The 25,541-nt window shown below is 71.9% G+C and carries 22 protein-coding genes and 1 pseudogene; 14 read left to right on the plus strand and 9 right to left on the minus strand.

The genetic code is table 11. The annotated features are described in order from the left end of the window. Window positions 1–22: 22 nt before the first annotated feature. From mmsA to ACFUNE_RS00370, 3 genes are read left to right on the plus strand one after another with little or no spacing between them, the layout of a single operon-like run. Window positions 23–1,573, plus strand: a complete 1,551-nt coding sequence (mmsA, locus tag ACFUNE_RS00360; protein WP_383560544.1) for a multiple monosaccharide ABC transporter ATP-binding protein — start codon at window positions 23–25, stop codon at window positions 1,571–1,573. Further along, window positions 1,570–2,814, plus strand: coding sequence for a multiple monosaccharide ABC transporter permease (gene mmsB, locus ACFUNE_RS00365; RefSeq protein WP_383560547.1), 1,245 nt, complete (start codon window positions 1,570–1,572; stop codon window positions 2,812–2,814). The genes mmsA and mmsB overlap by 4 nt, the downstream gene beginning before the upstream one ends. 27 nt (window positions 2,815–2,841) lie before the next feature. Beyond that, a complete protein-coding gene (locus ACFUNE_RS00370) occupies window positions 2,842–4,008 on the plus strand; it encodes an aldose epimerase family protein (RefSeq protein ID WP_383560549.1) in 1,167 nt (388 codons plus the stop codon). Between the two features lie 64 nt (window positions 4,009–4,072). Here ACFUNE_RS00370 and ACFUNE_RS00375 read toward each other — a convergent pair whose 3' ends face one another. Both ACFUNE_RS00375 and ACFUNE_RS00380 read right to left on the minus strand, forming a co-directional pair. Continuing rightward, on the minus strand, window positions 4,073–5,590 hold the full coding sequence (locus ACFUNE_RS00375; protein WP_383560552.1) for an alpha-N-arabinofuranosidase: 1,518 nt from the start codon (window positions 5,588–5,590) through the stop codon (window positions 4,073–4,075). A gap of 184 nt (window positions 5,591–5,774) precedes the next feature. Then, window positions 5,775–6,203: an organic hydroperoxide resistance protein gene (locus tag ACFUNE_RS00380; protein ID WP_383560555.1), complete on the minus strand. Its 429-nt coding sequence runs from the start codon at window positions 6,201–6,203 to the stop codon at window positions 5,775–5,777. Window positions 6,204–6,332: 129 nt separating this feature from the next. Between ACFUNE_RS00380 and ACFUNE_RS00385 the strand changes: the two genes are divergently transcribed. Beyond that, window positions 6,333–6,806 (plus strand): MSMEG_6728 family protein, encoded by a 474-nt coding sequence (locus ACFUNE_RS00385; RefSeq protein WP_383560558.1) that lies wholly within the window; start codon window positions 6,333–6,335, stop codon window positions 6,804–6,806. Between the two features lie 164 nt (window positions 6,807–6,970). Here ACFUNE_RS00385 and ACFUNE_RS00390 read toward each other — a convergent pair whose 3' ends face one another. Next, a complete protein-coding gene (locus ACFUNE_RS00390) occupies window positions 6,971–7,990 on the minus strand; it encodes an NADP-dependent oxidoreductase (protein WP_383560561.1) in 1,020 nt (339 codons plus the stop codon). A 113-nt stretch (window positions 7,991–8,103) separates the two neighbouring features. Here ACFUNE_RS00390 and ACFUNE_RS00395 point away from each other — a divergent pair, with 113 nt between their 5' ends. Continuing rightward, entirely contained in the window at window positions 8,104–8,538 is a 435-nt protein-coding gene (locus ACFUNE_RS00395) for a MarR family winged helix-turn-helix transcriptional regulator (protein WP_383560563.1), read from the plus strand. 48 nt (window positions 8,539–8,586) lie between these two features. Here ACFUNE_RS00395 and ACFUNE_RS00400 read toward each other — a convergent pair whose 3' ends face one another. Further along, complete coding sequence (locus ACFUNE_RS00400; protein ID WP_383560565.1) at window positions 8,587–9,291, minus strand: hypothetical protein; 705 nt, start codon at window positions 9,289–9,291, stop codon at window positions 8,587–8,589. A gap of 122 nt (window positions 9,292–9,413) precedes the next feature. Between ACFUNE_RS00400 and ACFUNE_RS00405 the strand changes: the two genes are divergently transcribed. The 3 genes from ACFUNE_RS00405 (at window position 9,414) to ACFUNE_RS00415 (ending at window position 12,680) form a co-directional block, all read left to right on the plus strand. Continuing rightward, window positions 9,414–9,986 (plus strand): hypothetical protein, encoded by a 573-nt coding sequence (locus ACFUNE_RS00405; RefSeq protein ID WP_383560567.1) that lies wholly within the window; start codon window positions 9,414–9,416, stop codon window positions 9,984–9,986. Window positions 9,987–10,118: 132 nt separating this feature from the next. Beyond that, window positions 10,119–11,156, plus strand: a complete 1,038-nt coding sequence (locus ACFUNE_RS00410; RefSeq protein WP_383560569.1) for a rod shape-determining protein — start codon at window positions 10,119–10,121, stop codon at window positions 11,154–11,156. A gap of 18 nt (window positions 11,157–11,174) precedes the next feature. Beyond that, complete coding sequence (locus ACFUNE_RS00415) at window positions 11,175–12,680, plus strand: GAF domain-containing protein (RefSeq protein ID WP_383560572.1); 1,506 nt, start codon at window positions 11,175–11,177, stop codon at window positions 12,678–12,680. On the opposite strand, the gene ACFUNE_RS00420 is transcribed toward ACFUNE_RS00415, so the two are convergent. Further along, the gene (locus ACFUNE_RS00420) at window positions 12,658–13,089 is read right to left on the minus strand and encodes an Lrp/AsnC family transcriptional regulator (RefSeq protein ID WP_014156425.1); all 432 of its coding nucleotides are present in this window, start codon (window positions 13,087–13,089) and stop codon (window positions 12,658–12,660) included. The genes ACFUNE_RS00415 and ACFUNE_RS00420 overlap by 23 nt on opposite strands. A 159-nt stretch (window positions 13,090–13,248) precedes the next feature. On the opposite strand from ACFUNE_RS00420, the gene ACFUNE_RS00425 reads away from it, so the two are divergent. From ACFUNE_RS00425 to ACFUNE_RS00450, 6 genes and pseudogenes are all read left to right on the plus strand, one after another. Next, entirely contained in the window at window positions 13,249–14,460 is a 1,212-nt protein-coding gene (locus tag ACFUNE_RS00425; protein ID WP_383560575.1) for a nitrate/nitrite transporter, read from the plus strand. 318 nt (window positions 14,461–14,778) lie between these two features. After that, complete coding sequence (locus ACFUNE_RS00430; RefSeq protein WP_383560578.1) at window positions 14,779–16,263, plus strand: hypothetical protein; 1,485 nt, start codon at window positions 14,779–14,781, stop codon at window positions 16,261–16,263. A gap of 173 nt (window positions 16,264–16,436) precedes the next feature. Continuing rightward, window positions 16,437–17,362: pseudogene (locus tag ACFUNE_RS00435) on the plus strand (IS701 family transposase). Window positions 17,363–17,386: 24 nt separating this feature from the next. Then, window positions 17,387–18,856 (plus strand): acyl-CoA synthetase, encoded by a 1,470-nt coding sequence (locus ACFUNE_RS00440; protein ID WP_383560581.1) that lies wholly within the window; start codon window positions 17,387–17,389, stop codon window positions 18,854–18,856. Between the two features lie 16 nt (window positions 18,857–18,872). After that, window positions 18,873–20,207: a carboxyl transferase domain-containing protein gene (locus ACFUNE_RS00445; protein WP_383560584.1), complete on the plus strand. Its 1,335-nt coding sequence runs from the start codon at window positions 18,873–18,875 to the stop codon at window positions 20,205–20,207. Window positions 20,208–20,289: 82 nt separating this feature from the next. Further along, window positions 20,290–21,087: a VOC family protein gene (locus ACFUNE_RS00450; protein ID WP_383560587.1), complete on the plus strand. Its 798-nt coding sequence runs from the start codon at window positions 20,290–20,292 to the stop codon at window positions 21,085–21,087. Between the two features lie 153 nt (window positions 21,088–21,240). Here ACFUNE_RS00450 and ACFUNE_RS00455 read toward each other — a convergent pair whose 3' ends face one another. Genes ACFUNE_RS00455 through ACFUNE_RS00470 form a run of 4 tightly spaced genes read right to left on the minus strand, consistent with a single transcriptional unit; the run spans window position 21,241 to window position 25,067 of the window. Further along, window positions 21,241–22,044 carry an ABC transporter ATP-binding protein gene (locus ACFUNE_RS00455; protein ID WP_383560590.1) on the minus strand — a complete coding sequence of 268 codons (804 nt, stop codon included), beginning with the start codon at window positions 22,042–22,044 and terminating at the stop codon, window positions 21,241–21,243. Further along, window positions 22,031–23,065, minus strand: coding sequence for an ABC transporter substrate-binding protein (locus ACFUNE_RS00460; RefSeq protein ID WP_383560592.1), 1,035 nt, complete (start codon window positions 23,063–23,065; stop codon window positions 22,031–22,033). The genes ACFUNE_RS00455 and ACFUNE_RS00460 overlap by 14 nt, the downstream gene beginning before the upstream one ends. Before the next feature lie 38 nt (window positions 23,066–23,103). Further along, entirely contained in the window at window positions 23,104–23,967 is an 864-nt protein-coding gene (locus ACFUNE_RS00465) for an ABC transporter permease (RefSeq protein WP_383560595.1), read from the minus strand. Then, window positions 23,964–25,067 (minus strand): LLM class flavin-dependent oxidoreductase, encoded by a 1,104-nt coding sequence (locus ACFUNE_RS00470; protein WP_383560597.1) that lies wholly within the window; start codon window positions 25,065–25,067, stop codon window positions 23,964–23,966. The genes ACFUNE_RS00465 and ACFUNE_RS00470 overlap by 4 nt, the downstream gene beginning before the upstream one ends. Between the last annotated feature and the right edge of the window lie 474 nt (window positions 25,068–25,541).

Consider the following 25,541-nt stretch of genomic DNA (forward strand, 5'->3'; position numbering starts at 1 on the left):
TCAAGGATTGGAAGGCAAGACCATGGCGGGACCCGTCCTGGAAATGCGCTCGATCGTCAAGACCTTTCCCGGTGTGAAAGCGCTGTCGGACGTCACTCTGACCGTCCGTCAGGGCGAGGTCCACGCCATCTGCGGAGAGAACGGCGCCGGCAAGTCGACCCTGATGAAGGTGCTCTCCGGCGTCCATCCGCACGGCAGCTACGAAGGGGACGTCCTCTTCGAGAGCGAGACCTGCCGGTTCAAGGACATCCGGGCGAGCGAACAGCACGGCATCGTGATCATCCACCAGGAGCTGGCGCTGGTGCCGTACCTCTCCATCGCCGAGAACATCTTCCTCGGCAACGAGCACGCCAAGCGCGGACTGATCAACTGGAACGACACCCTCAGGCACGCCGGGGAACTGCTCCGCCGGGTCGGCCTCGACGAGCACCCGGAGACCCGTGTCGCCGACATCGGCGTGGGCAAGCAGCAGCTGGTGGAGATCGCCAAGGCACTGTCGAAGAAGGTGAAACTGCTCATCCTCGACGAGCCGACGGCGGCGCTCAACGACGAGGACAGCGGCAAACTCCTCGATCTGATCCTTCAGCTGAAGGACCAGGGCATGACCTCGATCATCATCTCGCACAAGCTGAACGAGATCCGCCGGGTCGCCGACTCGGTCACGATCATCCGCGACGGGCGCTCCATCGAGACGCTCGACGTCAAGGCCACGGAGACGACCGAGGACCGGATCATCAGCGGGATGGTCGGCCGCGATCTGGAGAACCGCTTCCCGGACCGGACCCCGCACCACCCGGAGGAGGGGGCCGCGCCCGCCCTGGAGATCCGCAACTGGACGGTGCACCACCCGATCGACCAGCAGCGCAAGGTCGTCGACGACGTGTCGATCGAGGTGCGGCGCGGCGAGATCGTCGGTATCGCCGGCCTCATGGGCGCCGGCCGCACCGAGCTGGCCATGAGCGTCTTCGGACGCTCCTACGGCCGGTACGCGGGCGGCACCGTCCTCAGGGACGGCGCCGAGATCCGTACGAAGACCGTCCCCGAGGCGGTGAAGCACGGCATCGCGTACGCCACCGAGGACCGCAAGCACTACGGCCTCAACCTCATCGACACCATCAACCGGAACATCTCGCTGACCGCCCTGGGCAAGGTCTCCAAGCGGGGGCTGGTCGACGAGCACGGGGAGCGGCAGGTCGCCGAGGGCTTCCGCAAGTCGATGAACATCAAGGCGCCGACCGTCTTCGAGCCGGTGGGCAAGCTGTCCGGCGGCAACCAGCAGAAGGTCGTCCTCAGCAAGTGGATCTTCGCGGGCCCCGAGGTGCTGATCCTGGACGAGCCCACGCGCGGCATCGACGTCGGCGCCAAGTACGAGATCTACACGGTCATCGACCAACTGGCCGCCCAGGGCAAGGCGGTCGTCTTCATTTCCTCCGAGCTGCCGGAGCTGCTCGGTATGTGCGACCGCATCTACACCATGGCCGCGGGACGGCTGACGGGTGAGTTCTCGCGGGCCGAGGCCTCGCAGGAAGCACTGATGCGTCAGATGACGAAGGACAAAGAGGTAAACCGATGAGCACGGACGTGACCGACAGGACCCCGGCCCCCGCGCCGGCCGGCAAGGGCGGACCGGCCTCCGGCGAGGGCCTGCTCCAGCTGATGCTCGGCGGCATGCGCCGCAACATGCGCCAGTACGGCATGCTGATGGCCCTCGGCCTGATCGTGGTGCTGTTCGCGGTGTGGACGGACGGCGACCTGCTGCTTCCGCGCAACGTCTCCAACCTGGTGCTGCAGAACAGCTACATCCTGATCCTCGCGATCGGCATGATGCTCGTCATCATCGCGGGCCACATCGACCTCTCGGTCGGCTCGCTGACCGCGTTCATCGGCGCGATGGCCGCCGTGCTGATGGTCGAACACGATCTGCCCTGGCCGCTCGCCGTGGTGCTGTGCCTGGCCATCGGCGCCGTCGCGGGCTCGGTGCAGGGCTTCTTCATCGCCTATCTCGGCATACCGTCGTTCATCGTGACCCTGGCGGGCATGCTGCTCTTCCGCGGTCTGACGGAGATCTTCCTGAAGGGCCAGACCCTCGGCCCCTTCCCGAAGGACCTGCAGGAGATAGCCAACGGCTTCCTTCCCGAGGTCGGCCCCACCACCAACTACCACAACCTCACCCTGCTGCTGGGCTTCGCCCTGATCGCCTTCGTGGTGCTCCAGGAGGTCCGCGACCGCAAGCGGCAGCAGGAGTTCGCCCTCGACGTGCCGCCGGTCAAGCTGTTCCTGCTGAAGCTGGTCGCCCTGGTCGCGGCCGTCCTCACCGTCACGATGCTCCTCGCCAGCTACAAGGGCGCCCCGGTCGTGCTGCTCATCCTCGGTGTGCTGGTCGTCGGATTCGGCTACCTGATGCGCAACGCGATCATCGGCCGCCACATCTACGCCATCGGCGGCAACCTGCCCGCGGCCAAGCTGTCGGGTGTGAAGGACAAGAAGGTCACCTTCCTGGTCTTCCTGAACATGGGCATGCTCGCGGCCCTGGCGGGCCTGGTCTTCGCCGCCCGCTTCAACGCGGCCTCGCCCAAGGCGGGCCTCAACTTCGAGCTCGAGGCCATCGCGGCCTCGTTCATCGGCGGCGCGTCGATGAGCGGCGGCGTCGGCACGGTCCTCGGCGCGATCATCGGCGGCCTGGTCCTGGGCGTGCTGAACAACGGTATGAACCTCGTCGGCATCGGCACCGACTGGCAGCAGGTCATCAAGGGTGCGGTGCTGCTGGCCGCCGTCGGCTTCGACGTCTGGAACAAGCGCAAGGTCGGTTCGTAACACCCCTTCTCGCGACAGGAGTTGTTCATGGCCTTCACCACCGGAACCAGCAGACGCACCGTCCTGGCGGCCACGGCCGCCGCCGGGCTGGCCGCGACGGCGGGCGTCCCGTCCGCGCACGCCGCGGCCTCCGGTCGCACCCCGTCCAGGGAGCTCTTCGGCACACTCGCCGACGGGACCAAGGTGCACCGCTGGACCCTCGCCAACGGCGGGACCCGGCTGAAGGTCCTCTCCTGGGGCGGCGTCGTCCAGTCCCTGGAGACCCCCGACCGCAGGGGCCGGGCGGCGAACGTCTCGCTCGGCTTCGACAACCTGCCGGACTACGTGGCCAAGTCCCCGTACTTCGGCGGTCTGATCGGGCGGTACGGCAACCGCATCGCCGAAGGGCGCTTCACCCTCGACGGCGCCACGCACCAGCTGCCCGTCAACGACGGTCCCAACAGCCTGCACGGCGGCGACCAGGGCTTCGACAAGCGGGTCTGGCAGGTGGAGCCGTTCACCGGGCGCGGGGACGTCGGCCTGGTCCTGACCCGGACCAGCCCGGACGGCGAGGCCGGCTATCCGGGCGCCCTCGCGGTCCGGGTGGTCTACACCCTCACCTCCCGGGGCGAGTGGCGTATCGACTACACGGCGACCACGGACCGGGCCACCGTCCTCAACCTCACCAGCCACACCTACTTCAACCTGGCGGGCGAGGGCAGCGGCAGCGTCGACGGGCATCTGCTGGAGCTGGCGGCGGCGCGCTACACCCCGGTCGGCGCCACGCTCATCCCGACGGGCGAGCTGGCCACGGTGGCACGTACGCCGTTCGACTTCCGGCGGTCCCGGGCCGTCGGGGAAGCCGTCCGCACCCCGCACGAGCAGGTCGGCTTCGGGAAGGGGATCGACCACAACTACGTGCTGGACAAGGGGATCACGGCCCGCCCGGAGTACGCGCTGACCGTGACGGACCCCGGCTCCGGCCGGGTGATGAAGATGTACACGACGGAGCCCGGCATGCAGGTCTACACGGGGAACTTCCTCGACGGCACCCTGACCGGCACCTCGGGACGGGTCTACCGCCAGGGCGACGCGTTCTGCCTGGAGTCCCAGCACTTCCCGGACTCCCCCAACCAGCCGTCGTTCCCGTCGACGGTGCTGCGTCCGGGCGACACCTTCCGCTCCACGACGGTGCACGCCTTCTCGGCACGCTGAACAGGCTCTCCCGGCAGACGTACGGCGCCCTCCCCCCGGTCGTGGGGAGGGCGCCGTACGTGTGTCAGACCAGCCGGATCATGTTCCAGGACAGCGGCTCCAGCACGGCCTTGAGCGTCCCGCCGGCCAGCTCGGTGCCCTCGGCCGCGTGCGGCACGACCCGCTCGGGCTCGGCCAGGGTGTTGCGGGCCTCGGGGTCGGCGTCCGCGACGACCCGGTGCTCGGCCACCCGGCCCAGGTCCAGCCCCGCCAGGGCGACTTCGAGCGGCAGCGCCGCGTCCTGGCTGCGGTTGACGGCGAAGACCGTGACGGCGCCCGTCTCCGGGTCCCGCACGGCCGTGGCGTGCAGCAGGTCCGTCTCACCGTACTTCGCCGTCCCGTGCGTCGGCGAGTCCACCCGTACGTCCAGGACCTGGCCCCTGCCGTACCGCGCGGCCTGGGCGAAGGGGAAGAAGGTGGTCTGCCGCCAGGCGGGCCCGCCTGGCTCGGTCATGATCGGCGCGATGACGTTGACCAGCTGGGCGAGGCAGGCGACGGTCACCCGGTCGGCGTGGCGCAGCAGGGCGATGAGCAGGCTGCCGAAGACGACGGCGTCGGTGACGGTGTAGTTGTCCTCCAGCAGCCGGGGCGCCTCGGGCCAGTCGAGCGGGTTCTCCTCCGTCTCCTGCTGGAAGCGCTTCTGGTACCAGACGTTCCACTCGTCGAAGGAGAGGTTGATCCTCTTGGCGGACTTGAGGCGCGCCCCCACGTGGTCACAGGTCGCGACGACGCTCTCGATGAAGGACTCCATGTCGACGGCCGAGGCCAGGAAGGAGTCGCGGTCGCCGTCGGTCTCCTCGTAGTAGGCGTGCAGCGAGACGTAGTCGACGAGGTCGTAGGTCTCGGCCAGGACCGTCGCCTCCCAGGCGGCGAAGGTCGGCATGGCGCGGCTGGAGGACCCGCAGGCGACGAGCTGGACGGACGGGTCGATCTGGCGCATCGCGCGGGCCGTCTCGGCCGCGAGCCGCCCGTACTCCTCGGCGGTCTTGTGGCCGGTCTGCCAGGGGCCGTCCATCTCGTTGCCCAGGCACCACAGCCTGATCCCGAAGGGGTCCTTGTCGCCGTGGCCGACGCGGAGGTCCGAGAGTTCGGTGCCGGACGGGTGGTTGGCGTACTCCTGGAGCTGGATGGCCTCCTGGACGCCGCGGGTACCGAGGTTGACCGCGAGCATCGGTTCGGCCTGCGGACCGACCTTCCGGAGGAAGTCGATGTACTCGGACAGGCCGAAACGATTCGTCTCGGTGGACCGCCAGGCGAGGTCGAGACGGCGGGGGCGCTCGTCGGCGGGGCCGACGCTGTCCTCCCAGCGGTAGCCGGAGACGAAGTTGCCGCCCGGGTAGCGGATGGCTGTGACGCCGAGTTCGCGGACGAGATCCAGGACGTCGGTGCGCAGTCCGGCCTCGTCCGCCGCCGGGTGGCCCGGCTCGAAGATGCCGTCGTAGACGCAGCGGCCGAGGTGCTCGACGAAGGACCCGAAGAGCCGGGGATCGACGTCCCCGACGGTGAAGGCGGGGTCGAGGGTGAAGCGCGCGGTACGGGTCATGGCTTCCTTACTCGTTCGATATTTCGAATGCTGCTCGTAACCTCGAACGGGACCGTAGAGTTCCACCTCCGTGGCCGTCAATGCCCTTGCGCGCCCTTTCGCGCGTACCGGTGGCCGGGCACGACCGAGGGCCGCACCCCGTGTGACGGGATGCGGCCCTCGGACGTACGTGATCAGGCTCGGGTCAGCCGACGGACAGCTCGACCTTGATGTTGCCCCGGGTGGCGTTCGAGTACGGGCACACCTGGTGCGCCTTCTCGATCAGCGCCTGGGCGGTGGCGGCGTCGACGTTCGGGATGGAGGCGCTGATCGCGACCTCCAGGCCGAAGCCGCCCGCCTCGGTCTTGCCGATGGAGACCGACGCGGTCACCGTCGAACCGGAGATGTCGGCCTTCTCCTGACGGGCGACCACACCGAGCGCGCCCTGGAAGCAGGCGCTGTAGCCCGCCGCGAAGAGCTGCTCGGGGTTGGTGCCCGCACCGCTGCCGCCCATCGCCTTCGGCGGGTTGACGACGACGTCGAGGTTGCCGTCGTCGGTGGAGACACGGCCGTCACGGCCGTTCTCGGCGGTGGCGACGGCGGTGTAGGCCACGTCTATGTGCTGGATGGTCATACCGGTGATTCCTCCTGCTGATGCGCCGCGACTCGCGCCCACGACCGCGACGGCCTGGGCCGAGCCTATCGGGTGGACTCCCTGGACACTCCGATCGCCCGTCATACGAAACTCCGGTAGGCAGGAACCATGCAGACTTTCCTGCCGTACGCCGATTTCCGGCGCAGCGCCCTCGCGCTGGACCCGCGGCGGCTGGGCAAGCAGCGGGTCGAGGCGGTCCAGGTCCTGCGAGGGCTCACCGTCCCCGGCTACGGCTGGCGGCACCACCCGGCGGTCCGCATGTGGACGGGGTACGAGGAGGCCCTCGTGCGCTACGGCCTGGACGTGTGCGCCGCGTGGACCGCCGGGGGCAGGGCGGACACCTGCGCGGCGACGCTCCGCGAGGACCTCACCACGTCACTCGGGCGCACGCCCGTCCGGCCGGCCGCGGAGCTGGCCTCTGCGGCCGAACTGCCCCCGTGGCTCGGCGACGAGGCGTTCCACCGCAGCCATCGCTCCGCGCTGGTGCGCAAGGATCCGGAGTACTACGGCCCGCTGTTCCCGGACGTGCCGCCCGACGTGCCGTACGTGTGGCCTTCCTCGGACCGCGACGGGCGGGCATGACCGGGCCGGACTACGCGCCCCGCCGGCTGCTGCGGCCGCCTCCGGCACGGCGGCGCCTGCCGCACGCGCCCGGCAGACGTCCGGCCACGGCTGCATGCGCGCAGCCGTGGCCGTGTGGCCGTATCGGTGTGGGGCCGGTGGTCCCGACGTGGGCCGGGGACCGGTCAGGCGTCCAGCGAGACGATCATCTTGCCGGTGTTCTCGCCGCGCAGCAGGCCGACGAAGGCGTCGTAGCCGTTCTCGATGCCCTCGACCTTCGTCTCGCGGAACTTGAGCTCGCCGGAGGCCAGCCAGCCCGCGACGTCCTTGACGAACTGCGGCTGGAGCGCGGCGTGATCGCCGACCAGGATGCCCTGCAGGCGCAGCCGCTTGCCGATGACGAGGGCGAGGTTGCGCGGGCCCGGGGTGGGCTCGGTGGCGTTGTACTGGGCGATCATCCCGCAGATGGTGGCGCGGCCGTGGACGTTGAGCGAGGAGATCGCGGCCTCCAGGTGGTCACCGCCCACGTTGTCGAAGTAGACGTCGATGCCGTCGGGGGCGGCCTCGGCGAGCTGCTCCCGGACGGGGCCGTTCTTGTAGTTGAAGGCCGCGTCGAAGCCGTACTCCTCGACGAGGAGCTTGACCTTCTCGTCGGAGCCGGCCGAGCCGATGACCCTGGAGGCACCCTTGATCTTCGCCATCTGGCCGACCTGGCTGCCGACCGCACCGGCCGCGCCGGAGACGAAGACGGCGTCGCCCTCCTTGAAGGAGGCGACCTCGAAGAGGCCGGCGTAGGCCGTGAGCCCGGGCATGCCGAGCACGCCGAGGTAGGCGGAGAGCGGGGCGATCGAGCCGTCGACCTTGACCGCGTGCTTGGCGGGCACGTCGGCGTACTCACGCCAGCCGAGGCCGTGCAGGACGTGGTCGCCCACGGCGAAGCCCTCGGCGTTCGACGCGACGACCTCGCCGACCGCGCCGCCGTCCATGGGGTGGTCGAGCTTGAAGGGCGGGGTGTAGGACTTCACGTCGTTCATCCGGCCGCGCATGTAGGGGTCGACCGAGAAGTGGAGGTTGCGGACGAGGACGCGGCCCTCACCGGGAGCGGTCACCGGCGCCTCGCGCAGCGCGAAATCCGTGGCCTCGGGCCAGCCGTGCGGGCGGGCTACGAGGTGCCATTCGCGGCTGGACGTGGGAAGTGCGGACATGGGCTCGGGTCTCCTCGATGTCGTGCCGGGGGCGAAGCCAGAAGCTTCAGGACATGAAACAACCATGCGTCGAGATATTTCACCTTGTCAAGTAATTCGGTACGCTGGGTGTCATGGCCACTCCTCGCGCGGACCCGCTCACCCTCGACGTCATCCAGCTCATCGGCGGAGTCGTGGCGCGCTACCACGAGGAGTACGACCGGGCCGCGGCCACGCACGCACTGACCGGCGCGCAGGCCAGGGTCCTCGGGCTGCTCTCACTGGAGCCGATGCCCATGCGCAAGGTTGCCCGGAAACTGAAGTGCGAACCGTCCAACATCACCGGGATAGTCGACCGGCTGGAGCTCCGCGGCCTGGTGGAACGCCGCCCGGACCCGGCCGACCGGCGGGTGAAGCTCGCCGCCCCGACCGAGGAGGGCATCCGGACGGCCCGGCAGCTGCGGGACGCGCTGGACTTCGCCCGGGAGCCGCTCGCGGAGCTGTCGGAGGCGGAGCGGACGGTCCTGCGCGACCTGCTCCGCCGGATGCTCGGCGAGGACGAGGGCTGAGGACGAGGAGGCTGGGCCAGGGGGCCTGGGCGCCGGAGGGTTACACCCTCAGAAGCAGAAGATCCACCACTCGCAGGTCTCGGAGGGCGACGGGGTGGGGGCGGGGGCGGGGTCGTCCGAGGGCTCCGGGGACGTCGGGTCCGCGGTCGGCCTCCCGGAGCCGGTGGGCCCGGCCGGCGGATCGGTGTCGTCCGGCTCCGCGGGCGCGGACGTGGGCGCGGGCGGCGGGGTGTCCGCCGGGGCGGCCGGCGGCTGCGGCGCCGCGGGCGCCGTCGTGCGGGCCGGGCCGTCCGTCGCGGTCGCGGAGTGCGCGTCGGTGACCGGCACGACGGTGGGGGCGTCCACCGGTCCGGGGCCCTCGGGCTCCGTGCTCGACGGGGCGGTCGGCACGGGCTCGGTGGCGGCGGACGTGGCCTCGCTCACGTAGTCCGCCGCACCGCTGTCTCCCCCGGGCTCCATGGCCAGCTCGGCCAGGCTCAGCGCCCCGAGCGCCAGCACCACACCCGCCGCCGTCAGCAGCAGCGCGCGGCCCCGCCGCCTGTGCGTACGGCGGCCGCGCCTCCCGGCGGCGCCCCGGGCACGGCGGCGGTGACCGGAGGCCCCGGACGTTTCCGGGGCCCGGGCGGCGGGCTCCGCGTCACGGCCGGAGTGGTCCGCGAGGGCATAGGGGGCCAGCGCGTCGGCGGGGGTCCCGCAACCGGCGCAGGCCAGCGCCCCGTTGAGGTGCCGTTGGCACGGGTGGCAGTAATCCATGGCGCCCGCAGACTAGACGCGCGAGGAAGGGCACAGGAAGGCGCGCAGGTGAGGATCCTGTGTGGAATGCGGGACTCCGGGCGCGCCGCCCGGTCCCCGCGGTACGCGGCAGGATGGGTTCCATGACCGCTCCCGCCCCGTTCGGGCCGCTTCAGTTCCAGCTCGTCCTGCTGCGCCGGATGGCCGACCACCAGCCGGACCTCGTCGAGGACGCCCGGCACGAACTGAGCGCCTCCCTCGCCGAGATGCGGGAGGCGAACCGCCGCTGGCAGGCCATGTCGCGCGCGCCGCGGGGCCGGGGCGCGCTGCGCCGCTACCGCTCGGTCCTGGGGGAGCCCGAGTCGTCCGTACGCCGCCGGGTCGGCGACCTGGAGTGCGACGCCCTGCTGTGGCGGCTGCCGCTCTGGCCGGACCTGCGGTTCGAGGTGATGGCGGGTCCCGGCGGTGCCGTGTGGAACGAATGGCTGGTGCGCGCCCCGGGCGCGGCGCGCCTCGAACTGCGTACGGCCGCCGACCTGAGCCCGTGGTCCTGCACCGTGGACGAGGTGGCCAGGGCCTTCGCCCCGGCCCGGCCCATGGAGGGCAGCGCACCGACCCGCTGGGCGCTGGGCTTCACCGACCCGGCGGGCGGCCGGCCCCGCGTCGCCGAGTTCACCTGGGGGCTGTTCCAGCGGCTGCTTCCCGGCGGCGCCTGAGATCTGTCGCGCCGTCAGCTCGGGGTCCCCCCTACGGCTCACCCAGCGCGCGCCCCTCCCTCCCCGGCGCGACGATGCCAGGAGAGCCGGCTGCCGCCGGTACCCCCGTCAGCGCTCTCGGGAGACCCTGCCGTGACCGTCAGTCTCGAACAGTTGCGCCGTTGCCATGTCGCCGTCGATCTCGGGGCCGCGAGGACCCGTGTGTACATCAAGGGAGTGGGGCTCGTCGTCGACGAGCCCAGTGTCGCCGCCGTGAACACGCGCACCGGCTCGCTCATCGCCGTCGGCGCGCTCGCCGAACAGATGACCGGCCGTACGCCCGCGTACATCCGGGTGGCCCGCCCGGTCTCCGGCGGAACCGTCGTCGACATCGACATGGCGCAGCGCATGCTGCGTCATCTGCTCGGCGAGAAGCTCCGCCGCCAGCTCCGCCGGAAGCCCCGGCTGCGGGCCGCCGCCTGCACCCCGCACGACGCCGATCCGCTGGCCCAGCGGGCGACCGTCGAAACCCTCGTGGGGCTCGGCGCGCGGCGGGTGGAGCTGGTCGACACCCTCATCGCCGCGGCCGTCGGCTGCGGGCTGCCGGTGGAGCAGCCGACCGCCACCATGATCATGGTGTGCGGGGCGGCCACCACCCAGATCGCCGTGCTCTCGCTCGGCTCGATCGTGACGGCCGTACGCATCCCCATCGGCGGCGAGGCCATCGACCACGCGGTCATCCAGCACCTGCGCCAGCACCACGAGCTGATGCTGCCCAGCCAGTCCGTGCGCCCTCTGCAACTGGCCCTCCGGGGCAACGGTCTGACGCTCAACGGCCCCGCGGTGACGGAGATCCACGGCCGTGACGTGGCCACGGGTCTGGCCCGTTCCGTACAGGTCGACACCGCCGCCGTGCGCCAGGCGATCCACACCCCGCTGACCGCGGTGCTCGACGGACTCGGCAAGGTGCTGCGGGAATGCCCGCCGGACCTGGTGGCCGACATCGCGGACTCCGGGATCATGATGGTCGGCGGCAGCGCTCTGCTGCCGGGGCTCGACCAGATGCTGCGCGACGCGACGGGCGTACCGGTGCACATCGCCGAGCGGCCCGACGTGTGCTCGGTGCTGGGCCTCGGCGCGATGCTGGACGGCACGGTCCAGCCGCTGGTCCTCGCCCCGCTCGCCGGCTGAGTGCCGCGGGGCTCCCCGGTGGCCGGGACGGGTCTCGACCTGCGGACCACCCTGCAGCACATCGTGGACACCGCCACGGCGCTGGCCGGGGCGCGCTACGGCGCCCTGGCCCTCCTCGACGGGGCGGAACGCCATGTCACCGACCTCTTCACCACCGGCATGTCCGACGGTGAGCGGCGCGCCGCCCGACCGCTCCTGGACGGCCGTACGGGATTCCTGGGCACCCTCGTCGACGACGCGCAGGCGGTGCGCGTCGACGATCTGGCGCACGGCCGTCATCCGTACGGCGTGGAGGCCCCGCCCCTCCCCATGCGCTCCTTCCTGGGAGCACCGGTCCGGGTGCACACCGAAGTGCTCGGCAGCCTCTGCCTCACCGCGGAGGAGCCGGGGCGCTTCACCGACACGGAGCTTGCGCTGCTGCGGCTCCTCGCCTCCCAGGCCGCCGCGGCGATCGGCGGCGCCCATCTGTACGAGGCGGCGCGGCAGCGGGAGCACTGGATCGAGGGGGCGGCGGCCATCACCCGGGCGCTGCTGACCGGTGCGGGCACGACGGACGCCCTGACGACCGTCGCCGAGCGGGCCAGGGTGCTGGCCGGTGCGGCGGCCGGGGTGATCCTCCAGCCGACCCCCGACGGCGGGATGGAGATCGTCGCCGCCTCCACCCCCGACGATCCGGCCGGCCTCGTCGGCACCGCCATCGCACCGGGCTCCCCCGTCCTGGTCCAGCTGCTGGGCGGCGAGGACGTCCTCATCGAGGACTCAGCGACGGACGAACGGATGACGACCCCGGTACGGTCGCGGTTCGGCCCCAGCATGATGCTGCCCCTCCAGAGCGGGGGCAGGCTCATCGGCACGCTCGCCCTGCCCCGGCGGCGCGGCGAGGCCCCGTACACGGCGACGGACAGGCTGCTCGCGTCCCAGTTCGCCTCCCAGGCGGCACTGGCCCTGGTGATGGCCGACGCGCAGCAGTACCGGGAGCAGCTCGCGGTCTACGAGGACCGGGACCGGATCGCCCGTGACCTGCACGACCTCGTCGTACAGCGGCTGTTCGCGACGGAGATGATGCTGGAGTCGACCCGGCGCAAGGACCTGGCGGGCGACACCGGGACCGCCGAACTGCTCGCGAAGGCGGTGGACGAGCTGGACTCCACCATCCAGGAGGTCAGGACCGCGATCTTCGCGCTGCAGCAGCCGCCAGCCGAGGCCCCCACGACCTTCCGCGGCCGGGTCCTGCGCGAGACGGGGGGCGCGGCGGCCGTGCTCGGCTTCCAGCCGTCCGTGCAGTTCACCGGCGCCGTGGACTCCCTGGTGGCACAGCCGGTGGACGGCGAGCTGCTCGACGTGCTGCGCGGTGCGCTCGCGGCCGCGCACCGGCGGGAGGGGGTGTCGGCCGTCGAGGTGGAGGTGGACGCGACGGCGCGGCTGCCCGACGGGCGTGCGGCGGTGCGGCTCGTGGTCGCGGACGACGGGCACGCCGAGGACGGCACCCGGTCGCCGACGGTCACCTGGCAGGCGCCGCTCTGAGCGCGATGCGGGTGTTGGAGTGCGCGACGCCCGCGTCCTTCTTCAGCCGGCGCAACAGCGTGTCCAGGGAACCGGGATCCGCCGCCGTGGCGCGTACGAGGTAGTCGTGGCCACCCGTCACGTGCACCACCTCGGTGATGCCGGGCAGGGTGAGCACCGAGCGTTCGAACTCCTCGTTCGTCGTGTCGAGGCGCAGCGAGACGTCGATGAAGACGACGAGGCCCGAACGGGTGTCGGCGGCCGGGTCGACGATGACCGTGAAGCCGCGGATCACCCCGTCACGGCGCATGCGGCGCACACGGTCACCCGCTGCGTTGGCGCTGAGCCCCACGCGTACGCCGAGATCGCGGTACGAGATCCGGGCGTCCTCCTGGAGAATCCCGAGGATCTCTCTGTCCAACCGGTCCATAACGGGATTGTCGCAGCCCGGGGCGGGAAACGGCGGTCGAGCGGCCCGCCCGGGGGTACCGCGGAGGCACTCCGCCCATGGGGCGCCTGCCGTCCGACGGCCTACCCGGATGGCCCAGCCCACCGTGCCCCGCGGTGCCCGCCACCCTTGACTTGCGGGGTGGACACAACCGCCCAGCAGGCCCCCGCCCCGGACCGGAAGCAATCCGCCGCCGCCTACCGGAACCTGATCATGGCGACGATCGGGTTCACCCTCACCTTCTGGGCATGGAACCTGATCTCGCCCTTGTCGGGTGACTTCAAGGAGCGGCTCGGACTGAGCTCCTTCCAGCAGTCGCTCCTGGTGGCGGTCCCCGTGCTGGTGGGCTCGCTCGGCCGCATCCCGGCGGGCGCCCTGACCGACAGGTTCGGCGCCCGGCTGATGTTCCCCGTCGTCTCGGCCCTGACGATCGTCCCGGTGCTGCTGCTCATCCCCGCGAAGGACTCCTACGGGGCGATGCTCGCCGTCGGCTTCCTGCTCGGCCTCGGCGGCACGACGTTCGCGATCGGTATCCCGCTGGTCAACTCGTGGTTCCCGCCCGCGAAACGGGGCCTCGCGCTCGGTGTGTTCGGCATGGGCATGGGCGGCGTCGCGCTGTCCGGCTACTTCACGCCCCGGATCGCCAAGCACAGCGAGAACCTGCCGTTCTGGATCGTCGCCGGGGCGCTCCTGGTCTACTCGCTTCTCGCGGCGGTCCTGATCACCGACCACCCCGGACGCACGATCCCCACGGACTCCCTGGGTCACCGGCTGGGCCAGGCGGGCCGGCTGCGGGTGACCTGGGAGCTGTCCGCGCTCTACGCGATCGGGTTCGGCGGCATCGTCGCCTTCGGCGTGTACCTGCCGACGTATCTGAAGACCTGGTACGAGATGTCGCCCACCGAGGCGGGCACCAAGGCGGCCGGGTTCGCGCTGGTCACCGTCGTCTTCCGGCCGATCGGCGGCTGGCTGTCGGACCGGGTCCACCCCGCCCTGGTCACGGCCGGGGCACTGCTGCTGGCGGCGCTGATGGCCATCGTCCAGGCCTTCGACCCGGGGCTGGATCCGATCGGCACCATCGCACTGCTCTGCATGGCCGCGGGCCTGGGCACCGCGAGCGGCAGTGTCTTCGCCCTCGTCTCGCAGGTGACCCCGCAGGCCAAGGTGGGCAGTGTGACCGGCATCGTCGGCGCCATGGGCGGGCTCGGCGGATTCGTGCCGCCGCTGGTCATGGGCGCGATCTACAGCGCGAAGGACTCGTACTCGATCGGATTCATGCTGCTCTCCGACCTGGCGCTGGCGGGAGCCGTGTACTCCTACGGCAGGATGCGGACCATCCGACGCGACGGCTGATCCGGGCCCAGGGCACGAGCCCGTCATGGTCGGGGCAGGCGAGCCCGGCATGATCCGAACGAGAGGACCTGGCCAGCTAGCGCTCCCGCGAGCTCAGCCGCTCGACAACAACAACGTCGAGAGCTGCGATGGCAACCATCGTGACAGGCATGCCGATCAGGGCTCCCGTGTCAACAACGCTCGTGATCAACACATACGGCATCGTGCACAACCTCGTGGACTTCGCGTGTGTCTAATGAGGCGACTGAGGCTCCAGTGTGTGTCGCTCCAGTCGTTTCGCGGTCCTCGCACGCCCTATCCCTCCGCCAAGGAGTTCCGTTGCGCAGAGCAGCCACGGCCGCCGCCGTGCTCGCCCCTCTCCTCGTCCTCGCCCTGAGCCCGGCGACGGCCCTCGCCGCCGCCCCTCACAAGGGGGCCAACACCGCAGCCGTCCAGGACGACTTCAACGGTGATGGATACCGCGACCTGGCTGTCGGCGCACCCCACGCCGCCAACGGCAGCGTGGAGGAAGCCGGCGCCGTCGTCGTCCTGTACGGGTCGGCCTCCTCGGTGAGCGCCACGCGCCGGACGGTGATCACGCAGGCGACCTCCGGGGTCCCCGGCGACCCCGAGGAGTGGGATGCCTTCGGCACGACGGTGACCAGCTCCGATCTGGATCGGGACGGGTACGCGGATCTGATCGTCGGAACCCCGAGGGAGCAGGTCGGCGACAAGGAGGCCCGGGGTTCCGCGACCGTCGTATGGGGCGGGCCCAGCGGGCTGACGGGCGGTGCGACCCTCTCGCCCCCGGCCGGGTACGGGGATGGGCGCACGTACTGCGGTTTCGGGCATTCCCTGGCCGCAGGCGACATGGACGGGGACGGCGCCCCGGAGGTGACCATCGGATCGCGTTGCGACGGCGCCTCCTTCAGCGGCCCCTTCACTCGTGCCGGCAAGCCTGCCTCCTCCTACCTGGACGGTCGCTTCGGCGACTCCCGTGGCGTGGTGATGGGCGACGTGAACGGTGACGGTGAAGCGGAGCGCTTCTGGCTGCCCGGGCCCGCGGACGACGACGTCCGCGGAGGCGTGTACGTCGACAACGGCCCTCCGACCGACGACTATCTCGCCACGTGGCCCACCAAGCTTCCCCACGCCGACGGCCACGCCGGTCAGATCGGCGACATCAACGGCGACGGGTACGGCGACCTCGTCACCGGTGTCGGGAATGACGACTCCGTCATGAACGCGACCGGCGCGGCGCACCGAGGTGGCGAGATCCAGGTCCTCCACGGCAGCGCGCAGGGCATCCGCGTCGACCAGCAGCCGCAGGTCTTCCACCAGGACACGCCCGGAGTCCCGGGAACCGCTGAGGACGGCGACCTGTTCGGACAGTCACTCAGCGTCGGGGACGTCGATGCCGACGGGTACGCCGACGTCCTCGTCGGCTCCCCCGATGAGGCGGTCGGCACCCTCGGGTCGGCAGGCACGGCTGTTCTGCTGCGCGGTTCCGCCTCCGGCCTGACCACGGCCAAGGCGATCGGCTACACCCAGAACACGGCTGACGTACCCGGCGCCGCGGAGGCCGGCGACCGGTTCGGCGCGACCGTCCACCTCGCCGACCTCACCAAGGACGGCAAGGCCGAGACGGTGGTCGGCGTCCCCACCGAGAACAGCGACGGTTGCCTGTGGACCGCCCGCGGCTCGGCCTCCGGGCCGGTCCTGAGCGGTTCGGTCAACCTGTGCGGCCAGAGTGCCGGAATCACCGTGCGCAATGCGAAGGGGTACTTCGGCGCCGCCCTGCCGAGCCCCTACGTGTCCAACTAGTAGCGCTTCGTCACCTTGAGTGATCTTCCCTGGTGGCGGGCATTTTTCGCGTGTGGAACTGAGGGATGTCGAGCAGCTCCGGGGTGAGTTGGCAGAGTTCGTGGGTGATGTGCTCGGGTAGTTGCCGCGGCGCGATCAACCGGGGGTGGGGTGCGTGTTGTCTGCGGGGTCTGATGCTGGACGGTCGGCGTAAGTCGATCCAGCCGATGGCCGAACGGATGCCGGACGGGAACACGCAGGCCCTGCAGCAGTTCGTGAACCGGTCGCCGTGGGATCCGTTGCCGGTGCGGCGGCGGATCGCCCGGAGACTGTCCGAGGCGACCACACCACAGGTGTGGGTGATCGACGACGTGTCGTCTCCCAAGTGCGGCCGGGCGTGGGCCGGGGTCGCCCGCCAGTACTGCGGAGCCCTGGGGAAGCGGGCGAACTGCCAGGTCGCGGTCAGTGTCCGCGCCGCCACCGATACGGCGTCGTAGTTGTATCTGCCCCGGGAGTGGACGGACGAGCCGGGCCGCTGCCGCCGGGCAGGCATCCCCGACGGCACCGTTCATCAGGAGAAACGGTGCCTCGCGCTCGGGCTGCTGGGCAACGTGGCCGAGTGGGGCTGAAAGCCCCGGTCGTGGTCGCTGACGCGGGTTACGGCGTCAGCACCCCCTTCCGTCCGGGCCTTCAGGAAAGCGGCCTGTCCTATGTGCCGGCACTGACCGGGAAGGAAGTCGCCCACGAGCTGAACACCGAGCCGTACCAGCCGGATTACGGAGGTCTGGGTCCGCCGACGCCGGCTCGCTACCGGGCGGTGCCACGAGCTCTCTTTCTCCATGCGGCCGAGGCCGCTGCCGCCGGCCACTTCACCGAGGTGGCCTGGCGACAGGGCAGCAAAGGCACCATGACCTCACGGTTCGCGGTCCTGACCCTACGGACGGCAGGCAAGCAGTCCCTGGCCGCTTCACCCTCAGGCGGCTCGACCCAAAAGTACCCACACCGGCCTGACCCTCTACCAGGTCCTGGACCTCCACCAGGACCTGCTGAAGAGCTGGACCGGCACCTGCACCACCTGCAACCGACCCCTACCCCGCAACCGACCAGACGAAGAACCTGACGAAGCACTACTAGGCTTCAACGGGTGACCTCTCTTCTGCCCGCGCTGCGCGGAGCGTCCGGCCGGACGGACTCCCCCGAGGCCGTCCGTTTCGGCGAACACGTCCTGACCTACGCACAGTTGGCTGATGCCTCAGCCTCCCTCGCCGCCCGCGTCGCGGGCGCGGGACGCGTCGCCGTCTGGGCCACGTCCACCCCGGAGACGGTGGTCGCCGTCGTGGCGGCACTGCGGGCGGGGGTTCCCGCCGTCCCGCTCAACCCGAAGACCGGGGACCGGGAGCTCGCACACATCGTCGCCGACAGCGAGCCGTCGGTGGTGCTGGCCGGGGCGGACGACGAGCTGCCGCCCGCCCTGCGCGGCCTGGAGCGCCTGGACGTCGCCACCGCCACCCCCACGGCGGCCGTTCACGCGGAGGCCGGATTCCCCGAGCCCCCGCCGGAGTCCCCCGCCCTGGTCGTCTACACGTCGGGCACGACCGGCCCGCCCAAGGGCGCCGTCCTCCCCCGCCGGGCGATCGCCGCGTCGCTGGACGCGCTGGAGGACGCCTGGCGCTGGACCGGCGAGGACATCCTCGTCCACGCGCTGCCGCTGTTCCACGTGCACGGGCTGATCCTGGGTGTTCTCGGACCGTTGCGCCGGGGCGGCTCCGTGCGCCACCTCGGCCGGTTCTCGGCGGAGGGAGTGGCCCGCGAGCTGCTCTCCGGGGGAACGATGCTGTTCGGCGTGCCCACCATGTACCACCGGCTGGCCGGCGCCCTGGCCGATCCGGCCGGGCCGGGGAACCTCGCGAAGGCGCTGGCGGACGCCCGGCTGCTGGTGTCCGGCTCGGCCGCCCTGCCGGTCCACGACCACGAGCGGATCGAGAAGGCCACAGGCCGCCGGGTCATCGAGCGGTACGGGATGACGGAGACCCTGATGAACACCGGCGTACGGGCCGACGGCGCGCCGCGCCCCGGGACGGTCGGCCCGCCCCTGTCGGGCGTGGAGCTCAGGCTCGTCGAGGAGGACGGCACCGTGCTCACGGACACCACGTCCATCGGGGAGATCCAGGTGCGCGGCCCGAACCTCTTCACCGGATACCTGAACCGCCCCGACGCCACGGCGGCCGCCTTCACCGAGGACGGCTTCTTCCGCACGGGCGACATGGCGACGCTGGACCCCGACGGCTACGTGAGGATCGTCGGGCGCAAGGCCACCGACCTCATCAAGAGCGGCGGCTACAAGATCGGCGCGGGCGAGATCGAGAACGCCCTGCTGGACCATCCCGGCGTGCGCGAGGCGGCCGTCACCGGGGAGCCGGATGCGGACCTGGGCGAGCGGATCGTCGCCTGGGTGGTGCCGGCCGATCCCGGATCACCGCCCGGGGAGCGCGAGTTGGCGGACCATGTGGCGGACCTGCTGGCGCCGCACAAGCGCCCTCGTGTCGTCCGCTACCTCGACGTGCTGCCCCGGAACGAGCTGGGCAAGATCATGAAGAGGTCGCTCGGTGTCTGACGCCCGCTGCGACCGCATGTCCGCACGACAGGCCGTCTCCGCCGTCGCGGACAGTTTCACGGAACACCGTCCCGCCGATCGCCCGACCCCTCCGGACGGCCCGCTCGGCTGGAGCGGCTACGCGGAATCGAGGGAGCGCGCCTCGGCCCGGACCGGCGAGGAGGAGTCCGTCCTGTACGGGACCGCCGTGGTCGGCGGCCGGGAGTGCGTCCTCGTCTCGTTCGAGTTCGGCTTCCTGGGCGGCTCGTTGGGCGGTCACACCGGGGACCGGCTGGAGGCCGCGTACGCCCTGGCGGGCGAGCGGAGGCTGCCGCTCGTCTCGCTCGTCGCCACCGGTGGCAGCCGGATGCAGGAGGGCATGATCGCGCTGATACAGCTCCAGCGGGTGGCCCGGGCGTCGGCGCTGCTGCGGGCCGGCGGCCTGCCGCAGATCGCCGTACTGCGGGATCCCACCACCGGGGGCGGCTGGGCCACCGTCGGGGCGGGCGCCGACGTCGTGCTGGCCCTGCCGGGGGCGCAGATCGGCTTCGCGGGTTCCCGGGTGCGGCCGAGCGACGCAGATCCTCACGCGTACACCGCCGAGGGGCAGTTGGCGGCGGGCCAGGTCGACGCGGTCGTCCCGCCGGACGAACTGCCCGGGACGCTGGCCCGCTGGCTGACCGCGCTGACGGTCGCCGGTCCGCCGCAGGCGGCCCCGGTGCCGGGCGCACTGTCGGCCGCGGGGCTGCCGGCGACCGGCTGGGAGGCGGTGGAACAGGCCCGGGCGGTGGCGCGGCCACGGGCCGCGGCCTATCTGGACGCGTACTTCGAGCACCGGCTGCCGCTGAGCGGCGACCGCTGCGGCGGCAGGGATCCGGGGCTGCTCTGCGGGGTGGGCCTGCGCGAGGGGCGGCCGGTGGCGTACGCCGCCCAGTGCGGCACCGCGACCCGCCCGGCGGGCTACCGCACGGCGGCCCGGGTGATCCGGCTCGCGGACCGTCTCGGCCTCCCCGTGCTGACCCTGATCGACACCCCCGGCGCGGCCAACGACGCCGAGGCGGAGCGGGCGGGCGCGGGCGCGGCCATCGCCGACGCCTTCGCGGCGGTCGCCGCCGCACGGGTCCCCGTGACGACCCTCGTGATCGGCGAGGGCGGCTCCGGCGGCGCGCTGGCCCTGGCCGCTCCGGACAACACCCATGTCACCGCGGACAGTTATTTCTCGGTGATCGCGCCGGAACTGGCGGCGGCCATCCTCAAACGGGGTCCGGACGAGGTGCGGTCGACCGCCGACCAGCTCCGGCTGCGCCCGCAGGACCTGGTGGAGCTGGGGATCGCCCGCTCGGTCGTCGGCCCCGCCGGGCCGGAGATCTGAGGCGCGCTCGGCGCGCCGCCCGGGCGACCCTTGGCTAGCGTGACAAGAAGGACCATCCGTCGAGTGAAGAGAGGTCCGAGCCATGGCCGCAGAACCCGAGGGCACTCCGTGCTGGGCCGATGGGACGTTCGGTGATCTGGAGGGGGCGAAACGTTTCTACGGTGAGCTCCTGGGCTGGTCGTACGGCGAGTCGATGCCCGAGTACGGCTCGTACACGCAGGCCCATGTGGACGGCAAGGCGGTCGCCGCCCTGTCGCCTCCCATGCCCGGCCAGGACGCGCCGAACGCCTGGTGTCTCTACCTCGCGTCGCCGGACGCCGCCGCCACCACCGCGAAGATCCGCGCGTGCGGCGGCGAGGTGATGGTGGAGCCGATGCAGGTCGGCGACTTCGGGACGATGGTGCTGGCCACCGACCCCGGCGGGACGGCCTTCGGGGTGTGGCAGGCCGGCCGCCACGAGGGCTTCGAGGCGCGGACCGTGCCCGGTGCCTTCGCCTGGGCGGAGGTCTACACACGGGAGCCGGAGAAGGCGGACCACTTCTTCGCGGCCGTCTTCGGATACGGGGTGAAGCAACTCGACGACGAAGCCATCGACTTCGCCCTCTACGACCTCGGCGCCGACCCGGTCCTCGGCCGGATGAGGATGGGGGCGGAATTCTCTCCCCAGGTACCGGCCCACATGAACGTGTACTTCACCGTGGCGGACTGCGACGCCGCGGTGGAGAAGGCGAAGTCGCTCGGCGCGGAGCTCCGTTTCGGCCCGATGACCATCCCGTTCGGACGGTTCGCCACCCTGACGGACCCGCAGGGCGCGGTGTTCTCGCTGTTCGATCCCACGACGACCGGAGGCGAGATGCCGAAGGTCACCCCCGCTCCCTGACCGGTCCTCCCCACCCACCGGGCCCCCGGCCGCGGCTCCCGCCCCCCGAGGGCCCGGGAGCCGCCGGTGCGGGAGGCGCCGGCCCTGGTGACGCCGGTGCGGGAGACGCCGGCCCGGGAGCCGCCGTTGCGGGAGACGGCTCCGCCCGGCCCGTCAGCCGGACGGGGTCAGCGCCGCTTCCCGCATCACCGCCGCCAGCTCCCCGCGCAGCCGGGAGAAGGCGGGCGTGCCGCGCAGAGCGGCCACATCCGTCTCCTCCCCGCGCTCCAGGCCCACTTCCAGCTCGGCCACGATCCTGCCCGGGTTCGCCGCCATGACCAGGACGCGGGAGCCCAGCAGGACGGCCTCCTCCGCCGAGTGCGTCACGAAGAGCACCGTGGTCCCGGAGGTCACCGCCAGGGTGCGCACCTCCTCCTGGAGCCGCTCCCTGGTGAGCGCGTCCAGCGCGGCGAACGGCTCGTCCATCAGGAGCACCCGGGGCTCCCCCGCCAGCGCCCGCGCGATGGCCACCCGCTGCTGCTGCCCGCCGGAGAGCTCCCAGGTGCGGCGGCCCGCCATCCCGGCCAGCCCCACCCGCGCGAGCAGTTCCTCCGTACGCTCCGCCCTGCGCTCACGCGGAACGCCGTGCCGGGCCAGGGCGAACCCGATGTTGCCTCCGGCCGTGCGCCACGGGAACAGTCTCGGCTGCTGGAAGACGACGCCCGTCGCACGGCCGGGCACGGGCGCCCCTCCTCGTACCGTCGCGGTGCCCTCCGCGGCCGTCACGAAGCCTGCGGCGATCCGCAGGAGGGTCGTCTTGCCGCAGCCCGACGGGCCGACCAGCACGACGAACTCCCCCGGTGCGGCCGTCAGCGAGACGTTCTCCACCGCGGTGACGGGCTCCCTGGCCTTCCCGTAGCGCACGGTGATCCCGTGCAGGGCGATGTCGGCGGTGTCATGGGGGTCAACCTGCGGCACGGGCCAGCTCCTCCACCGCGAGCGCCTTCTCGAACGCCGCCTGCCCGGGGACGGAGTCCACGGCCTTCTGCCCCTTGAGGAAGACGGCCGCCTCGTGCAGGTACCGCGCGAACTTCCCGGGGGCTCCCGCCGTGCCGAGGTACTCCGGCCCCTGCTGCTCCTTCGCCGTCAGCAGCACGAGCTGCGCCAGCTGCTTCTTCGCCTCGGCCGGCGGGATGTTGAGCTCGGCGCCGATGGACGCGGCGGCCTTCTCCGGGTCGGACCTGGTCTGCTCGACGGCCTCGTCCTGCGTCTTCAGCCAGGTGGTGACGATGTCGGGGTGCTTCTTCGCGAAGGAGTCCGTGACGATGCCCAGGTCCGCGGTGACCTTCCCCTTCTCGGCGAGTTCGCGGCTGGTGACCAGCGTCGTGCCGGTCTTCTGGATCTCGCTGAGCGTCGGCGTCCAGACGTACGCGGCGTCGATGTCGCCCCGGGTCCAGGCGGCGAGCGCGTCCTGCGGCTGGAGGTCCACGATGTTCACGTCCGCCGGCTTCACACCGGCCTGGTCGAGCGCGGCGAGCAGCGAGAAGTGGGTGGTGGAACCGAAGGGGGCTGCGACCTTCTTCCCCTTCAGCTCCTCGACGGAGCCGATGCCCTTCCTGGCGACCAGCGCCTCGTTGTCGCCGATGACGTCGTGGATCCAGAGGACCTTGTAGGGGATGTCGAGCGGCGCGGACAGTCCCTTGGTGACGGGGCTGGAACCGGCGAGCCCCAGGTCGACGGCCCCGGAGATGACCGCGGTGTTGACGTCGCCGCCCGAGTCGAACTTCACCCAGCTGACGTCGGCGTCGGGAAGCGCCTTCTCCAACAGCTTCTGGTTCTTCACGACAAGATCGGCGTTGGGTATGGCCTGGTAGGCGATGCGGACGGCGGTCCTGCCGTCACCCCCGCCGTCGGAGCCGCCGTCGCCGCAGCCCGCGAGGGTGAGCACGGTGAGGGCGGCGGTCAGCAGGGCGGCGCGGCGGCGGATGGCCACGGACATGACGTGCTCCAAGGGGAGGGGAAAAGGGGACATGGGGTTCAGGACCGGCCGCGCCACGGCACGAGCGCGCGTTCGGCGCCCTTGAGCAGGGCGTCGAGGAGGATGCCGGAGAGGCCGATGGCGATGAGGCCGGCGATGACGACGGCGGTCTGGTTGTAGCGCTGGGCGTCGCGGATCATGCCGCCGATGCCGGGGACCCCGTTGATGGTCTCGGCAGCGACGACGCAGGTGTACGCGATGCCGACGGCGATCCGTACCCCGGTGAGGATCTCCGGCAGCGCGGCGGGCAGCCGCACCGAGAGCAGCAGGGACACGGGGCCCGCGCCGAGCGCCCGGGCCGCCTCGACGAGTTCGCCCGGCACCGTGCGCACGGCGGCGGCGGTGGCTGCGGCGATCGGAGGCAGGGCCGCGATGACGAGGAGCCAGATCTTCGGCGACTCGTCGATGCCGAACCAGATGACGAGCAGCGAGAAGTAGGCGAGCGGGGGCAGCGTGCGCAGGAAGGTGACGGCCGGTTCGAGAACGACGGCGAGCGGCTTGACGACGCCGATGAGCAGCCCGAGGGGGATGCCCGCGAGCATCGCGTAGCCCGCGCCGATGCCGATGCGCCGGAGGCTGACCCCCAGGTGCTCGATCAGCAGGTACCCGCTGTAGCCGCGCACCCCGTCGTGGACCGTGGAGGCGAGGACGAACTGGTGCCAGACCTCCCCCGGCGACGGCACGAGCACCCGCGGCCAGACCTCGGCGGCCACGACGGCCTGCCAGGCGGCGATCAGGACGGCGAGGGCGACCGCGCGCAGCCCCACCCAGCGCAGGGCGGCGATGCGGGGCGGGACGCGGCGCACCCGTACGGGGCCGGTCCCGGCAGGCGCGGGGGCGGCAGTCCGCTCGACGACGGTCATGCTCCGGCCCCCGCGACGAGCGCGCGCAGCCGGGGGGCGACTTCCTCACCCACCCGGTAGGCCTCCTCCAGGTGCGGATAGCCGGAGAGGATGAACTCGGATATGCCCAGGCGCTGGTACTCGTACAGCCGCTGCGCGACCTCGTCGTGCGAGCCGACGAGCGCGGTGCCGGCCCCCTCCCGTACGAGCCCGATGCCCGCCCAGAGGTTCGGGGCGACCTCCAGCTTCGCGGCGTCCGCGGAGCCGCCGTGGAGCGCGGCCATGCGGGCCTGCCCGGTGGAGTCCATGCGCGCGAATCGTTCCTGGCTGGCCCGGACGGCCTCCGGGTCGATGCCCGAGAGGATGCGGTCCGCCTCGGCCCAGGCCTCGGCCGAGGTGTCCCGGCTGATGATGTGCAGCCGCAGGCCGTAGCGGAGCGCGGGGGCGGCGGCGCGGAGGCGGTCGATGCGCTGCGCGAGGGCGGCGGGGGGCTCGCCCCAGAGCAGCTGCACGTCGGCCCGGCGCGCGGCGACGGCTTCGGCCGCCGGGGAGGCACCGCCGAAGTAGAGGGGCACGGGGTGCTGGAGGGCCGGTTCGTGGAGCTGGGCGCCCTCGATGCGCAGATGCTCCCCCGTGTGGTCGACACGCTTTCCTTCGAGGAGGTCACGCAGGACTGCCATCACCTCGTCGGTGCGGGCATAGCGCTGGTCGTGCGCCAAGTGGTCCCCGTACGCACGCTGTTCGACCGGGTCCCCGCCGGTGACGACGTTGAGACGGAGCCTGCCCCCGGCGAACCGCCGGAAGGCGTCGGCCTGCTGGGCCAGCAGGGTGGGACTGGCGAAGCCCGAGCGGAAGGCGACCAGGAACCCGATGCGGTCGGTGTGCTGGGTGAGCGCCGCGGTGAGGATCCAGGGGTCGACGCAGCCGAGCCCCACGGGGGTCAGCAACGAGTGGAAACCGGCCTGTTCGGCGGCGCGCGCCACCTGCGTCAGGTAGCCGATGCCGGCGGGCCGGCGGGTGGCCGCGCCGGTCCTCCCCTGCACGGCGGTGACCCCGCCGGGATCGCGGCCGTCGCCGCCCGTGGGCAGGAACCAGTGGAGCAGGAGCGGGTCTTCGGGCATGGCGGATCCTCGGGGGACGGCAACGGGGAACACACCGCGGGCGTACGGATGCACGGGTGCACCGGCAGGCCGGGGTGTCCGGGGGTGGATCGGGGACGCGAGGGCGTCGGGAAGCCGGCGTCAGATCCGGCGGGGCGTCACGTCAGCAACAGGACGGACAGCAGGAGCAGGCCCGACAGAGCATGGTCGAGACACGCAGGAGATCCACGTGACGACGCGACACAAGAGCGGGGGCCATGCGGGCATCCTCGCGGCGCCATGGGCACGGCGACAAGCGCTGCCCGCATGCCGGACAACGTCGTATCAAGGAATGGACGGGAGGTGGGTCTCTGCGCCTGAGGTTCTCTGCGGCCGGGGGCTCCTCGGACCGGGGTTCTCCGCGGCCGGGGGCTCCTCGGACCGGGGAACTCTGCGGCTGGGGTTCTCCACGGTTCACGGCTGAGGATCTCTACGGCTGGGGCTCCCCGGGCCGGG

It is taken from the genome of Streptomyces sp. NPDC057287 (assembly GCF_042667905.1).
GTDB lineage: Bacteria > Actinomycetota > Actinomycetes > Streptomycetales > Streptomycetaceae > Streptomyces.